This is a genomic window from Pseudomonas sp. RSB 5.4 (assembly GCF_037126175.1).
Classification (GTDB): Bacteria; Pseudomonadota; Gammaproteobacteria; order Pseudomonadales; family Pseudomonadaceae; genus Aquipseudomonas; species Aquipseudomonas fluorescens_H.
Window position 1 is genome coordinate 1293868 of the sequence record NZ_CP146986.1, and the last position, 15234, is coordinate 1309101.

Annotated in this window: 10 protein-coding genes; 1 reads left to right on the top strand and 9 read right to left on the bottom strand. The window is 62.0% G+C overall.

The features are described 5' to 3' along the window. Positions 1 to 11: 11 nt before the first annotated feature. The 9 genes from V9L13_RS05740 to V9L13_RS05780 form a co-directional block, all read right to left on the bottom strand. Entirely contained in the window at positions 12 to 2780 is a 2769-nt protein-coding gene (locus tag V9L13_RS05740; protein WP_338801811.1) for a malto-oligosyltrehalose synthase, read from the bottom strand. Further along, positions 2777 to 4855, bottom strand: a complete 2079-nt coding sequence (malQ, locus tag V9L13_RS05745; RefSeq protein ID WP_338801812.1) for a 4-alpha-glucanotransferase — start codon at positions 4853 to 4855, stop codon at positions 2777 to 2779. Before malQ ends, V9L13_RS05740 begins: the two co-directional genes overlap by 4 nt. Beyond that, complete coding sequence (gene treZ, locus V9L13_RS05750; protein ID WP_338801813.1) at positions 4852 to 6654, bottom strand: malto-oligosyltrehalose trehalohydrolase; 1803 nt, start codon at positions 6652 to 6654, stop codon at positions 4852 to 4854. The genes malQ and treZ overlap by 4 nt, the downstream gene beginning before the upstream one ends. Before the next feature lie 18 nt (positions 6655 to 6672). Then, a complete protein-coding gene (gene glgA, locus V9L13_RS05755) occupies positions 6673 to 8259 on the bottom strand; it encodes a glycogen synthase GlgA (protein WP_338801814.1) in 1587 nt (528 codons plus the stop codon). A gap of 600 nt (positions 8260 to 8859) precedes the next feature. Continuing rightward, the gene (locus tag V9L13_RS05760; protein ID WP_338801815.1) at positions 8860 to 9813 is read right to left on the bottom strand and encodes a D-2-hydroxyacid dehydrogenase family protein; all 954 of its coding nucleotides are present in this window, start codon (positions 9811 to 9813) and stop codon (positions 8860 to 8862) included. 13 nt (positions 9814 to 9826) lie between these two features. Then, positions 9827 to 10876, bottom strand: coding sequence for an alpha/beta hydrolase (locus tag V9L13_RS05765; protein ID WP_338801816.1), 1050 nt, complete (start codon positions 10874 to 10876; stop codon positions 9827 to 9829). Positions 10877 to 10962: 86 nt separating this feature from the next. Continuing rightward, entirely contained in the window at positions 10963 to 11397 is a 435-nt protein-coding gene (locus V9L13_RS05770; protein ID WP_338801817.1) for a YqaA family protein, read from the bottom strand. Beyond that, entirely contained in the window at positions 11397 to 11843 is a 447-nt protein-coding gene (locus V9L13_RS05775; RefSeq protein WP_338801818.1) for a DUF411 domain-containing protein, read from the bottom strand. Before V9L13_RS05775 ends, V9L13_RS05770 begins: the two co-directional genes overlap by 1 nt. Before the next feature lie 453 nt (positions 11844 to 12296). Further along, positions 12297 to 14288, bottom strand: a complete 1992-nt coding sequence (locus tag V9L13_RS05780) for a methyl-accepting chemotaxis protein (RefSeq protein ID WP_338801819.1) — start codon at positions 14286 to 14288, stop codon at positions 12297 to 12299. Between the two features lie 380 nt (positions 14289 to 14668). Here V9L13_RS05780 and V9L13_RS05785 point away from each other — a divergent pair, with 380 nt between their 5' ends. After that, positions 14669 to 15196: a hypothetical protein gene (locus V9L13_RS05785; protein ID WP_003224565.1), complete on the top strand. Its 528-nt coding sequence runs from the start codon at positions 14669 to 14671 to the stop codon at positions 15194 to 15196. Positions 15197 to 15234: the final 38 nt, after the last annotated feature.

Genomic DNA, 15234 nt, shown 5'->3' on the forward strand with positions numbered 1-15234 from the left:
TGAACTCGTCGTTACGTAAAGAGTTGGATAAACAGATTGACCGGGAAATCCCCCAGCGCGGCGCTGACGTTCAGCTCCCTGTTTTTTGTGACTGCGCGGCTGTGAAAAAGTCCCTTCAGGTTTGTGTCAGAGGCGGCGAACGGTAAAACCACTCGCGTATCGCCCCAGCGCAGCGCATCCACCTGCGGCACGGCACTGTTTTCCAGCAACGTCGCGCAGCGGATCGGCACGATCACGATGGCGTAGTCGCCCTCGTGCTCACGGGCGAATGCGAGCACGTTGTGCGCCTGCTCGCCCAGCACCTCCAAGGCCTGATACGTGCCCCGGCGAAACAGCTCGGCGTGTTCGGCGCGCAGGTTCAACACCTCGGCGATCAACGCTTGCTTGATGCGCCCGTCACGCCAGTTCGCCAGCAGCTCCGGGAGCGGCGCGTGTCCGTCCAGAGCTTGCGCGCGCGCGGCGTAATCCACCGGCCGGCGGTTGTCCGGATCGACCAGGCTGAAGTCCCAGAACTCGTTGCCCTGATACAGATCCGGCACCCCCGGCACGGTCATGCGCAGCAAGGTTTGCGCCAGACTGTTGAGGGCGCCGGCCGCAGCGATGCTGTTGACCGTCTTGCTCAGCGCGGCGCGCAGCAGCTCGCCTTCTGCACCGGTGAGCAGTCGTTGGGTGAACGTCTGCGCTGCGTTTTCGTAGGCCTCGTTGGGCGCACTCCAGCTGCTTTGCAGCTTGGCTTCGCGCAGGGCTTTCTGTTGCCACTGCCAGATGCGCTCGGCGTACTCGCTGAAACCTGACTGATCGTCATCACGCAATTGCAGCGGCCAACTGCCCAGCAGCGCCTGATAAAGGATCAATTCATCGCCGGACGACGGCACTTGATCATCGTCGCGCAACGGCCGGGCGAGGGCGCGCCACAACTCGACCTGCTCGGCGTACCAGTGGCTGCGTTCGCTGAGAATCGCCAGGCGGGCGCGAGTGTCCTCGCCGCGTTTGTGATCGTGGGTCGCAGTGGCCAGCAGGTTGTCGGGGAACGCCGCCAGCCGTTGCTGATTGACCGCATGGAAGTCGCTGACCGGCGCGCTGAACTGCTCAGTGTTGTAGCCGACGTCATTGCGCGACAGCAGCACCGCCGAGCGATACAGCGCGGTGTCTTCCACGGCTTTGGCCGCTGCCGGCGACGTCAGTTGCTGGAAACGTACGCAGGCGTGCTTGAGGATCTTGCGCGAGCGCCCGCGCGGCTTGTGCCGCCAGGGCGTGCCACCGAGCCAGGCCGCCACGCAGTCGAGCACCGGCCAGTCGCCTTCGCCCAGCGTCTGCCGCGCGCCGTCCATGGCTTGCTGGAAGAACTGTTCATCCTGCGCCGAGCGACCGAGCGCGCTGATGTAAGTGCGATACACCGGGAAATGCACGATCAGCGCCTGCAACACCCGACGGATCGCGCCGAGGGTCAGGTCACGGGTCATCAAATCGTCGCGCGCCACTTGCAGCAGCGCCTGGGCAACGCTTTCGCAGTCGCTGGCCAGCGAGCCGTTGAGGATCTGCTGGCGTGCCAGTTGCGCTTCTTCGATAAATGCCGCCGGGCGCTCGGTGCGCCGTTGCCATAGATCGCCGAGCACGTATTCACCATCGGGATCATGTTGCAGCAACGACAGTTGATTCATGAACTCGTAACCGGTGCTGCCATCCACCGCCCAGTCGGTGCGCAGGGTTTCGCCGGCGCCGAGAATCTTCTCGACGTAGATCGGCAAGTGCCGGCCCGGCGCAAGAAAGTCGAGGCGCCGCCGCAGTTTTCGGCAGTAGCCACGCGGATCGGCGAGGCCGTCGATGTGGTCGATGCGCAAACCGTCGACCAGCCCCTCGCTAATCAGCTGGAAGATCTTGCCGTGGGTCGCTTCGAACACGGCCGGACGTTCGACGCGCAAGCCGCCGAGTTCGTTGATGTCGAAAAAGCGCCGCCAGTTGATGTCATCCGCTGCGGTGCGCCAACTGGCGAGACGGTAGCTTTGGCGCTCGAGCAACTGGTGCAGCTTGTCGAAGCCTTCTGCGGTGGTGGAGTCGTAATGCGCGAGACTTTCCGTGATCGCGGCGAGGACCTGCGGATCGCTCGCCAGCTCTTTCAGTTCTTCCTTGAGCGGCATCGCCAACGCATGGGCGTCGGTCTGGTAGCTGAGGGTACTGAAACGATCGGCCAGGGATTTCAGCGCCTCGACTGGTTTTAACAGCTCGCCGTAGTCATTCGGGCAGATCGGGAAGTGGTGGTCGTAATGCTCGACGTGGAAGCGTCCTTGCTGCGCATCGAAGCGCAATTTCAGCGTGCCTTCCTGCAGGGCGATGCCGTAATCGCTGCCAAGAAACGGCAGCAGCAACTGGCCTTCCATCAACGGGTCCGGCGAGTGCCACTGGATGTCGAAGAACTCGCCGTAAGGACTGAGTCGGCCCCATTCCAGCAGATCGAGCCACCAGGGGTTATCGCTGCCGCCGACGGCCATGTGGTTAGAGACGATGTCGAGGATCAGCCCCATGTTGTGTTCGCGCAGGGTGCTGACCAGACGCCGCAGCGCCGGCTCGCCGCCGAGCTCCGGGTTGACTTGCGTCGGGTCGACCACGTCGTAGCCGTGCATCGAACCGGCGCGGGCCGCGAGCAGCGGCGAGGCATAAATGTGGCTGATGCCGAGGCGGGCAAAGTACGGCACCAGCGGCACTGCCTGTTCCAGGGTGAAGCCCTTGTGAAATTGCAGGCGCAGGGTCGCGCGCAGTGGCTGGATGAGCGTCTGGTTCATTGGTCACGCTCGGCAGCTTGCAGGCGGGCGCACGCCAGCAGTTCCAGACGCCGCGCAGCATCGACGCCATCGAGCAACGCTTCGCTGTTGCCGGGCAAACGCCGCGACCAGTTCGGGTGGCTGTCGATGGTGCCGGGCAGGTTGGCCTGTTCGTCGATGCCCAGCGCGTCCTCCAGTGGCAGCAGCACCAGCGGCGCGCGGGTATGACCGAGGAAGCGCACGCTGGCATCCACCACTTGATCGGCTTCGTGGGACTCTTCGCGAAAGTTCTGCGGGTCCTGACTCAGCGCACCGCGCAGGCCTTCGCGTTCACGCTGACGATGACGGCGCCATTCGATTTCACCGTTGGCATCGACGAAGCCCAAACGCGAGTTCCAGTCGATGTCGCGTCCATGCCACCAGCCGTTGAGCGTCGGCAGGTCGTGGGTCGTGGTGGTCGCCAGGGCGTTATCCGGCCAGTCGAGAATCGGTTTGAAACGGGTGTTGTCCTGTTCGAACAGCAGCACACGCATGCCGAGGATCGCCCGCGCACTGAGTTTTTCCCGCAGGCCGTCGGGCACGGTGCCGAGGTCTTCACCGAGGACAATGGCCTGGTGCCGATGGGATTCGAGGGTCAACAGCCGCAACAGATCGTCAAACGGGTAATACAGATAAGCGCCATCGGCCGGTGCGGCGCCGTTGGGGATCACCCACAGGCGTTGCAGGCCCATCACATGGTCGATGCGTAGCCCGCCGGCATGGGCGAAGTTGGCGCGCAACATGTCGATGAAAGCGCGAAAGCCGTTGCGGATCAGGCCTTCGGGGGAGAACGCGGAAATCCCCCAACCCTGACCGGAGCGGTTGAGAATATCCGGCGGTGCACCGACGGTGAGCGAGGCAAGCAGTTCGTCCTGAAAGCTCCACGCCTGGCTGCCAGCGCCGTCGGCACCGACTGCCAGATCAGCGATCAGGCCGATGCGCATGCCGGCGCTGCGCGCAGCGGTTTGCGCACGCTCCAGGCAACGATGGATCAGCCATTGGCAAAAGGCGAAGTAGCCGATGCGCTCGGCGTATTCTTCGGCAAACGCTTCGAGGGCGGCGCCACGCGGTTCGTGCCAGTGCTCCGGCCACTGCCGCCAGTCGAGGCTTTCGCCACGGTCGGCACGCATTTCCTGAATGGCTTCGAAGCGGCAGTGATTTTCCAGCGCTTCACCACCGGCATGGCGGAAACTGGCGAAGTCGGCATGCAACGGATGCTCGCCCGCGACGAAGCCGTCGTACAAGGCTTGCAGCAATTTGTACTTGGCATCGGCGGCGGCCGGCCAATCGATCAGTTTGAGGTCTTCCAGTTGCTTGAATTGCTCGGCCAGACCGCTGGCGTCGATCGCATCGCGCAACGCCCGTTCGCCAAGGATCGCGCCCGGTGCGGCATACAGGGAATTGAGGAACAGCCGGCTGGACGGCGAATAAGGGCTGTAGCGCCCGGTATCGGCGCTGAACATCGCATGCAGCGGACTGATCGCCAGTGCCTCGGCACCGCGCTCGCCGGCCACCCGGGCCAGCTCTTCCAGCGCCTGAGTGTCGCCGAAACCGCCGTCGCCGGGGCGGCGCAGACCGTACAGTTGCGCGCTCAGGCCCCACACACGGGGGATCGGGTTGTCCACCGCATCGCCAACGCTGAAGCAACGCTCCGGCGCTACGGCGAGGGTGAAATACTGATCGGCGATGTGCACCTGCTGATAGCCGACCGGGATCAACCCCGGCAATTTGGCTTCGGCGTCGAGTTTGAGGTTCAGCCGCGAACCGTCTTCCAGATGGATTTCGCACGGGGTTTCAGGTTCGAAGTAGCGGGCCAGATCAACGCGGACGCCGACGTCTGCGGTCAGCAGGGGTGGCAGGTGGCGATCCTGCTGCACCTGTTGCAGCTGCAGCAGGCTGGCGTCGATTTCCTGGGCGGTATTGGCCGGATGGCCCAGGCCGGTGAGGACATTGCGCAGTACCGCCGGGGCGACTTTCTGCGGACGGCCGTTGGCGTCGATCCAGTCGACGGCAAGGCCGGCGCGGCTTGCGAGTATTTCCAGTTGCGCATCGCTCATAGGCGCTCTCCATCCAGAGGTTGCAAGGGGGTTGCGGCCGTGAGGCTGACAATTGCGCAATACGGGGCGAGGATGCCCGGTTCCGACAGATCGTCTGCAGGCGGCTGCTGAAACAACCACACGGCGTCGGTCTGTGCAGGGTTGACCACTGGCGTATCGCTGAGGTTCAGGTCAATTCGCAGCTGACTGCCATCGCCCAGGCGCCAGCGCGCAGTGACCGCGCCGAAGCCGAGCATGTGCGCGCCCAGCGCCTGGGTGCCGGACAGATTGGGAATGATGTAGCGGTGGCGCAATTGCAGCAGTTGCCGGTACAACGCGAGGGTTTCCTGCTGTTTTGCGGTGCCGCTGCCAATCAGTCGGGGCTGCGAGGCGTGGAAGGTCTCCTCGGCATTCGGGTCGGGGATCTGCTCGCGTTTATGCGGATCGGTAAACGCGGCGAACCCGGAAAACTCGTTGCGACGTCCTTCGCGCACCAATTCGGCGAGTTCGCCGTGGTGGCTGGTGAAGAACAGGAACGGTTGCTCGGCGGCGTATTCATCGCCCATGAACATCAGCGGGATCATCGGCGATAGCAGCAACAGCACCGTGGCAGCCCGCAGTGCCCGTGGATCGGCGAGGTGATGCAGGCGCTCACCGAAGGCACGGTTGCCAATCTGGTCGTGATTCTGCAGGAACAGCACGAAAGCGGTGGAGGGCAGGTGTTCGCTCGGTTCGCCCCGGGGTTCGCCGTGGCGGGTGATATGGCCCTGGAACACGAAACCCTGGCTCAGACAGCGCGTCAGTTGTTCCGTAGGTTGCAGCGCGTAGTCGGCGTAATAGGCGTCGGTTTCGCCGGTCAGCAGCACATGCAAGGCATTGTGGCCGTCATCGTTCCATTGCGCGTCGTAGTCGTATTCGAGCAGGCTCGACTGGTTGAGCTCGTTCTCCACGGTCAGCCAGACGTGGCGAGCCGGATCAGTCTGCTGACGAATACGCTGGGCGAGTTCGGGTAGGAAGTCCGGACTTTCTATCGCATGCACCGCGTCCAGACGCAGGCCATCGAAGCGATATTCAAACAGCCACATCAGCGCGTTTTCGATGAAGAACTCGCGAACTTCATCGCGGCGAAAATCGATTGCCGCGCCCCATGGGGTCTGTTTGTCTTCGCGGAAAAAGCCCTTGGCGTAGCGGCCAAGGAAATTGCCGTCGGGGCCGAAGTGGTTGTAGACCACGTCGAGAATCACTGCCAGACCATGGCCGTGGGCGCTGTCGATCAGGTGCTTGAGCTGTTCCGGGGTGCCATAGGAGGCTTGCGGAGCGAAGGGCAACACGCCGTCGTAGCCCCAGTTGCGGGTGCCGGGGAATTGCGCCAGCGGCATCAATTCGATAGCGGTGATGCCCAGTTCGGCGAGGCGCGCCAGATGCTGTTCGACTTCGGCAAAGCCGCCGAGTGCGCCGACGTGCAACTCGTAAATCACCGCTTCGCTCCACGGCCGACCATTCCAGGTGGTGTGGCGCCATTGATAGGCCAGCGGATCGACCACCACGCTGTAGCGGTCAATGTCGCCGTCCTGAGCACGGGAGGCCGGGTCGGGCACCTCCAGTTCGCCATCGATGTTGAAGCGGTAACGGGTGCCCGCCGGGCACCGGGTCTTGATCACGAACCAGCCATCGGTCTGCGGCAACATCGGCAGCGACTGGCCATTTTCAAGTTCGACACTGACGTAAAACGCATCCGGTGCCCACAGCGCAAACTGAGTGTGTTCGGCGTCCTGCATGATCGCGCCGTGGGGCCAGTTTTCTTGGGTCCGTAACGGCATCGTGAAAAGCTCCGTGAGTTATTTGTGGCCGGCTTTACCCAGCGCCTTGGCGACCAGTTGTTCGTAGAGCTCGGCATAGGGTTCGACCGCTTTGCACCAGTTGAACGGCGCAGCCATCGCCCGGCAGCGCATGGCGTTGAGCAAGTCGGGGAAGGCGAATACCTTGAACGCGCGGCTCAGGGCTTCGCGGTAGCTGTCGGCCGTGGATTCGTCGAAGAGGAAACCGGTGACGCCATTCTCGATGGTGTCGGCCAGGCCGCCAGTGTTGCGCGCCACCGGCAGCGAGCCGAAACGCTGGGCGTACATCTGGCTCAGGCCGCAGGGCTCATAACGCGACGGCATCAGCAGGAAATCACTGCCGGCGAACATGCGCCGGGCATCGGTCTCATTGAAGCCGATGCGCACGCCGATCTGCCCGGGAAAGCGCAGCGCCAGCTCGCGCATGGCCTGTTCTTCTTCCGGCTCGCCACGGCCGATGATCGCGATCTGGCCGCCGTTCTGCACGATGTACTCGGAGACTGCCTGGGTCAGGTCCAGGCCTTTCTGATAAACCAGACGCGAGACCACGGCAAACAGCGGGCCGCTGGAATCTTTCAAGCCAAACAGTTCACGCACATGGGCGGCGTTGACGGCTTTGCCTTCCCAGTCGCCGATGGCGAACGGCGCAAACAGGTGCGGATCAGTGGCCGCGTCCCAACTCTCGTCGATGCCGTTGGGAATGCCGCTGAGCAAGCCTTGCTGGGTCTTGGCGGCGAGAAAGCCGTCGAGACCGCAGCCGAAATCCGGGGTGGTGATTTCCTGGGCGTAGGTGGCGCTGACCGTGGTGATGTGGCTCGAATAGGCCATGCCGGCCTTGAGGAACGACATTTTGCCGTAGAACTCCATGCCTTCCTGTTGCAGGGCATGGTTCGGGATGCCGAGCTCCGGGCACGAGCCGAGGCTGGTCACGCCTTGATAAGCCAGGTTGTGAATGGTGAACAGGGTCGGCGTGCGCTGCCCGCGCCAGTGCATATAAGCAGGGGCCAGGCCGGCCGGCCAGTCGTGGGCGTGCACCAGATCCGGGCACCAGTGAATTTGTGCGAGGTTGGCGGCGATGTCGGCAGCGGCCAGGCCCAGGCGGGCGAAACGAATATGGTTGTCAGGCCAGTCGCGACCGTTATTGGCACCGTACGGCGAACCTTCACGTTCATAGAGTTCAGGGCAGATCAGCACATAGATCACCAGCCCGTCCGGCATGTCCATGCGGCCGATCTTGCACGGGGGCAACGCGGCATGGCCGCCGAGTTCGCCGATGATGTGGATCGGGTTCTCGCTGTGCATCACCTGCGGATAACCGGGGATCAACACGCGCACATCGTGCAGGTGCGCCATGGCGCGGGGCAGGGCGGCGGAGACGTCACCCAGACCGCCTGTCTTCACCAGATCGGCGATTTCCGAGGTCACGAACAACACTTTCTTCTTGTTGGGATTCTGGCTGGCGACCGGCGTCAGCGTTTTGGTGCCCGGGACGTTGATCGACCGGCTGCCGGGAAGACTCACCGTGCTCGATTCACCAACCGCCTGCTGAGCACGCTCTCCCTGAATATCCAATGCCGCACTGATCATATGAATCTCCCGTGTCGTTGATCTGATTCTTGTCTGGAACAAGCCATATCCATGGCCAAATCCTGTGGCCGGGCGCAAACGCGCCACGCATCGGTGAGCAAACGCTACCCAACACGCGCAAGCAGAATGGATGAAGGGGGCGTTGCAAGGATTGCACCAGTCACGTTGCCCCTGTGTTGCAGATGACCCGCCGCTTCACGCAAAAGTTTCGACTTTTTTTACGTGCAGTGACCGACTGGTCTAACCCCGCGAAAATCAGTCTAGGCCAGATCCTAGAGCGGGCGAGAGCAAATGGTAAATTGTTCGACAATCGGTTTGCAGGCGGTGAAAGACGTGGTGTGCAGGGCTGAACGCACCGACGAAGTGCAGGTTTTTTCCTTTGGAAGGGCTAAAACGGTGACTGGTCGGTCACGTTTCTGTGCTAGCGGGGATGGAGGCTGCACTGTTGTGGTGCGGGCAGTTTGTTGATGTGTTGTCTATTAAGGCCCCTTCGCGAGCAAGCCCGCTCCCACAGTTGATTTGTGTACGACACATTTCCAATGTGGGAGCGGGCTTGCTCGCGAAGGCGTCAGTCGGGTCACCGCCATCCAGCACTGACGATCAATTCAACAGGCGCAGCGGGCTCCCCGCCGCCCAAGCCTGAATATCCTCGATCATCTGCGCAAAGAACTGTTCATAGTTCTGCCGACTCACATACCCCACATGCGGCGTGGCCAATACATTCTCCAGTGTGCGAAACGGGTGCAGTTCAGGCAGCGGCTCCTGATCGAACACATCCAGCGCCGCCCCGGCGATCTTGTGTTTCTGCAATGCCTTGATCAGCGCCGCTTCATCGACGATCGGCCCGCGCGCGGTGTTGATCAGCAGCGCGGTGTTTTTCATCCAGTCCAGCGCCTGCGCATCGACCAACCCGCGGCTGCGCTCGCTGAGTACCAGGTGCACCGAGAGCACGTCGGCCTGCTCGAACAATTCCTGCTTGCTGACGTAGGTCACGCCGGCCTGCTGCGCGCGCTCGGCGGTGAGGTTTTCGCTCCAGGCAATCACGCGCATGCCGAACACCTGACCGAATTGCGCGACCTTCTGGCCAATGCTGCCAAGACCGAGGATGCCCAAGGTCTTGCCATGCAAGTCGCCGCCCAGCCCTTGCTGCCAGCCACCGGCGCGCAGGGAGTTGGCTTCATTCACCAGGTTGCGCGTGGCGGCCATGATCAGTGCCCAGGTCAGTTCCGGTGCCGCATGCTTGTAGCTGTCGGTACCGCAGACCTTGATGCCGAGGCCGGCGGCCGCCTGCATATCCAGCGCCGCGTTGCGCATGCCGCCGGTGACCAGTAGCTTGAGGTTGGGCAGGCGCTGCAGCAGATCCTGGTCGAAACGCGTGCGCTCGCGCATCACGCAGATCACCTGGTACTTGCCCAGTCGTTCGGCCAGCACGGCGTTGTCAGCCGGGTAGTCATGCACGAAGCTGACTTCGCCGATGCTGTCGAGCACCGACCAGTCGACCACACCCCGTGCCACGTCCTGCCAGTCATCAATCACTGCAATCTGCACCGCCATCAGCCTTACCTCATCAACGAACGGGATTGGAATTGTTCAGCCAGCCGAGCAAGGCCTGATGAAATTTTGCCGGTTCTTCCATCTGCGGCGCGTGGCCCAGGCCGGGGAATTCCACTAGCGTCGACTGTGGGATCAGCTTGGCGACCTGCTTGCCGAGCACGTCATAGTGACCGATTTTCGCCTTGACCTCGGGGGAAGCGAGATCCTTGCCAATGGCCGTGGTATCAGAGGTGCCGATCAGCAACAGGGTCGGCATCTTCAGGTCCTTGAACTCGTAGTACACCGGCTGGGTGAAAATCATGTCGTAGATCAGCGCCGAGTTCCACGCCACCCGGGTTTTCCCCGGGCCGTTGCTCAGGCCGGCGAGCATGTCGACCCAACGGTCGAATTCGGGTTTCCAGCGGCCGTCGTAATAGGTGGTGCGCTCATAGTCACGAATGCCTTGGGCGGTGACTTTCAGTTCGCGCTGATACCACTGATCAACGGTGCGATAGGGCACGCCAAGGGCTTTCCAGTCTTCCAGACCGATCGGATTGACCAGCGCCAGTTGTTCGACCTGATCCGGGAACAGCAGCGCATAGCGCGTGGCGAGCATGCCGCCGGTGGAGTGGCCAAGCAGCGAGGCTTTCTGGATGCCGAGCGTCTTGAGCAGGCGATGAGTGTTGGTTGCCAACTGCTGGAAACTGTATTGATAGTTGTCAGGTTTGCTGGAGGTGCAGAAGCCGATCTGATCCGGCGCGACGACCCGGTAACCGGCCTCGCTCAAGGCCTTGATCGAACTGTCCCAGGTGGCGGCGCAAAAGTTCTTGCCGTGCATCAGCACCACGGTGCGACCGTTGGCCTTGCCTTGGGCGGCAACATCCATGTAGCCCATCTGCAGGGATTTCCCCTGTGACTCAAAGGCAAAGTGCTTGAGTGTGTAGGGGTATTGGAACCCTTGCAGCTCCGGACCATAGGTCGGGGCGTCGTTCGGGGCGTTGTCGGGCACGGCCGCCTGGGCCAATAGCGGCAGCGCTGTGCTGAGGAACAGGCCGGGCAGCCAGCGTGTGAGCGTGACGGACATAAGGGCAAACTCCATGGAAATCGACCGATGCTGGAACGCCCGGATTAGGGCGACGTTAACCACAGGCAACGCCGTGGCGTGAATGTTCAACCGAGCCAGCCCAGGGTCAGCATCGCCACCACGGCGTAGCGCGCAGCTTTGGCCAGCGTGACGATCAGCAGAAAGCGCCCCAGCGGTTCGCGCATGACGCCGGCGATCAGGGTCAACGGATCGCCGATCACCGGCAGCCAACTCAGCAGCAGCGACCAATGTCCGTAGCGCTCATAATGTTTGCGCGCGGTGGCCATGTGTCTGGCGTTGACGGGAAACCAGCGCCGATCCTGAAAGCGTTCGAGGCCGCGTCCCAGCCACCAGTTGACCAGCGAACCGAGGACATTGCCCAGTGTCGCCACGCCCAGCAGGCCCCAGAGCCAGTAACGGTCACTGACGATCAGACCGACCAGCAGCGCTTCGGATTGCAGCGGCAACAGCGTCGCAGCGCCGAACGCCGCCGCGAACAGCCCGACGTAACCGGCAGCCATCAGTGGCCCGGGTAGTCCGCCACCACCACATCCGTGCCGTCCTTTTTCAGGCCGATCACTTGATAGGCATCGCTCATACCGTCCATTTCCATGCCCGGCGAACCCATGGGCATACCCGGAGCGGCGATACCCAGCAGATCGTCGCGCTTGCTCAGGGCCAGCACTTGTTCAGCCGGCACATGGCCTTCGACGAACTTGCCGTTGATCAGCGCGGTATGGCAAGAGCCGAGGCGCGGTGGCACGCCGTGTTGCTGCTTGAAGCTGCTCATGTCGCTTTCGACGTGATCTTCGACTTTGAAGCCGTTGGCTTCGAGATGGCTGATCCATTTCTTGCAGCAGCCGCAATTGGCGTCGCGATGCACTTCGATCGGGATCAGCTCGGCGGCCTGGGCCAGGGAGGACAGGAGCAGGGCGCTGAGGGCGGCGATTCGCAAAGGGTTTCGCATGAGGGTTCTCGACTCGCAGACAATCCAGTGATGAGCAGTTGTAGTGAGGGGATTCAGCGAAACGTCGCACCGCCCCGATGGCCTGCGCAGCGGGCCTGAAAGGAGAGGCGCTTCGCGCCTGTCGGGGATAAATCCCCTCACTACAGGTCATTTTTCAAACGGCCATTTTGACCGGATTATCCTGCCGGGCATCAACGGAGTGTTTCAAGTTGATACAAGGCAGGCTGGCAGGATGATCATGGATCAAGCCTGACAGCCTGCTGAGCGGGAGATTACAAATCTGTCAGGCGGAATGGAGACGCGCTCTGTGGCGAGGGAGCTTGCTCCCGCTCGGCTGCGTAGCAGTCGTCAATTGGTCAATTTCGGCTTCCTGTCTATCGCGGTGTCAGAGTTGGGGCCGCTTCGCGACCCAGCGGGAGCAAGCTCCCTCGCCACAATAGACTGGTAGGGGAATCAACGAACCTTGAACCGCCCCATGATCGCGCTCACCCGGTTGTTGGCTTCGAGCAACTGACGGGTATTGCGTTCGCTGGCCTGACCGCTGTGCACCAGTTCTTCAACCATGTGGCGGATCTGCACCATGCTGCGGTTGATCTCTTCGGTCACCGCGCTTTGCTGTTCGGCAGCGGTGGCGATCTGGGTGCTGAGGCTGTTGATGTGGCTGACCGAACCGGCCATTTCATCGAGGCCCGAGTTGACCCGGGCAGTGGCGTCAGCGGCGGATTGGCAACTGGCCTGCGTGTTTTCCATGGCGGCGACCGACGAACTCACGCCCTGTGTCAGGCGGGTCAACATCTCGTTGATTTCCGAGGTGCTGGCCTGGGTGCGGGCGGCGAGGGCGCGGACTTCATCGGCGACCACGGCAAAGCCGCGGCCCTGTTCACCGGCGCGCGCGGCTTCAATAGCAGCGTTGAGTGCCAGCAGGTTGGTCTGCCCGGCAATCGCGCCGATCACCCCGAGAATTTCGGTGATGCGCTGCGCGTCCTGCTGCATGTTTTCGACTTTCTGGGTGGCACTGGCCACTTCGTCGATCAAGGCCACCACGCTGTTGGTCGCTTCCCCGACCACGACCCGCGAACGGTCGGCGTTTTCGTTGGCGCGCTGGGTGAACGCTGCGGTTTCAGCGGCGTTCTGCGCAACGCTTTCGGCGGTCGAGCTCATCTCGGTGATGGCGGTGACGGTCTGATCGGTTTCCGAAGCGTGGCGCAGCAGGATCTGGCTGGTGTTGGCCGACGTACGCTGCAGGTCATCGAGGCTCGAGGCCATGGCGCCGGTGGCCTGCGTCACTTCACCGATCATGTTCTGCAGGTAGGCAATGAAGGTGTTGACCGAGTGGCCGATGGCGCCCAGTTCGTCTTCGGCGCGGATGGTGATGCGGCGGGTCAGGTCGGCATCGCCGCTGGACAGCGAGTCGATGTTGGCCTTCAGGGCTTTCATCCTCGAAACCAGTTGGCGAATCGCGTAGACCTGCAACAGCACCAGCAGGATCACCAGCGGAATCTGCAACAGGCTCAGGCTGCTGAGCACGTCGTCGCGCTGGGCGGTAAGCATCTTGGTCGGCAGGGCGGTGGCGAGGAACCACGGCGTGCCTTCGATCGGGCGCATGAAGAAGGTGCTGGCTTCACCGTTGTTGTCAAACTCGACGCGTTGCGCCTGCTCACGGTTCTGCAGGCCGGCCTTGACCTGACTGGCGAAGGTCGAGCCGGCGGCGAGTTCACTGATGTTCTTCAGCACGATCGGGCCGCTGATGCGCGAGCTGTTGCTGATGATCTTGCCGTCGGCCTCGACGATCAGCATTTCGGCGTTCAGGTCTTTTTCCTTGCGCGCCACCAGATCGTTGAAGAAACCCAGCGTCACGTCGATGGTCGACACACCCCATGCCGCGCCGTTTTTCTGGATCGCCATGGCGCAGTTGGTGCGCGGTTCGGCGCTCGCATCATCCTTATAGGCCGCAGCCCAGGCGCACTGGCCGCGCGGGGTCTGCATACCGCCCTTGTACCAGCTCTGGTCGTAGTAGTTGGGGGCGGCGTCGCTGTTCCAGAACGTGTTGACCGCCAATTTGCCCGAGGCGTCGCGGTGCCAGAAGGTGCTGAATTTGTTGCGCCCGGCCTCGCGCTGGCCCGGCAATGGCCAGATCCCGCCACCGAAAACTTTCTGCTCGCCGTATTGATCCACCAGCCCCGGCAGCACCGTATCGATGGCCGCGCTGTCGAGCAGCGGAATGGTCTGGGTAATGCTGCGCTGCTGTGACTGCACTTTGTTCAACTCGCCCTGAATCTGTTCGGCGACTTCGGCGATGCGGTTGAGCACTACCTGTTCTTCAGTCTGGCGCAGCTTGGGCGCGACCAGTTGGCTGATACCGACCACGGTCAGCACCGACAGCAGCAGGATGAACAGAACCAGAAACAACGTGTAGCGAGCCTGAATGGTGCGGAATGCGGGCATGGATACCGGTCCTTGAGCTGCGATTTTTTATTGTGGGTCGAGGGAAAAACGGCGGGATTACACCAGCGTATCGTCGGCGAACGGCGAAGCTTTAGGTACTTTCGTGCAAGAAAGCGATGGGCTGACAGAAGGGCGTATCGAGCTCGATACAAATGAATTCACCGGCACGTCAATCGGCGTGAAAAGGGAATCGGCAGGTATCGTCAAACTGCCATGAAGCCGCGCCACGGTGAACCTCTGGCGATTTGTATCGAGAATGTACAGAAATTGTAAGCGACCGCACTAAAAGGGTTGGTGCCATCACTGGGCCGGTAGATACTTCCCGGCATTCGAGTGGTCCAGCAAGGACATTTCATGGTTATTTCACAGGGAGTCTTCTCATGACGATCGGCATTGTCGGCGGCTGGGAGAGCAAGGCAGGGGTGCTGGTTCGCAATACAGGCGCGAAAAAGCAGGTGGCGCAGAGCGTCAAGGTGCAACAGATGCTGACCATGGTCGGCAACGATCCGAACGCGCTGAACACCGCTGAAATGGACAAGCAGGGCCTGCGCAAGAACATCAAGGGCTTTGATCCGGCGAACACTTCGGTCAAGCAACTGGGCAATCTGAGTGCATTCCTGCGTGGCCGCGGGCTGATTTCGGAGATCACGTCCTTTACGTTGATGAACGCCGGCGACAAGTTCGACCGGTTCGGCGTGACCAAAGACGTCGATGCCAAGTTCAATGCGCTGGAGTATTTCGCCACCCAGCTCGACGCGATCCAGACCAATGGCCTCAATGGCAATGCGTACGGCAAGAACCTGATCCCCGAATACAAAAAGGCGATCTACGTGCTGCAGAACCTGAAAACCTACGGTGAAGGCAACGCGCCGAAGCCTGTGGACCAAGGCGTCAAAGCCAAGGCATAAGCCGATCAAAAACGGCCCACCCATACGCTGGGTGGGCC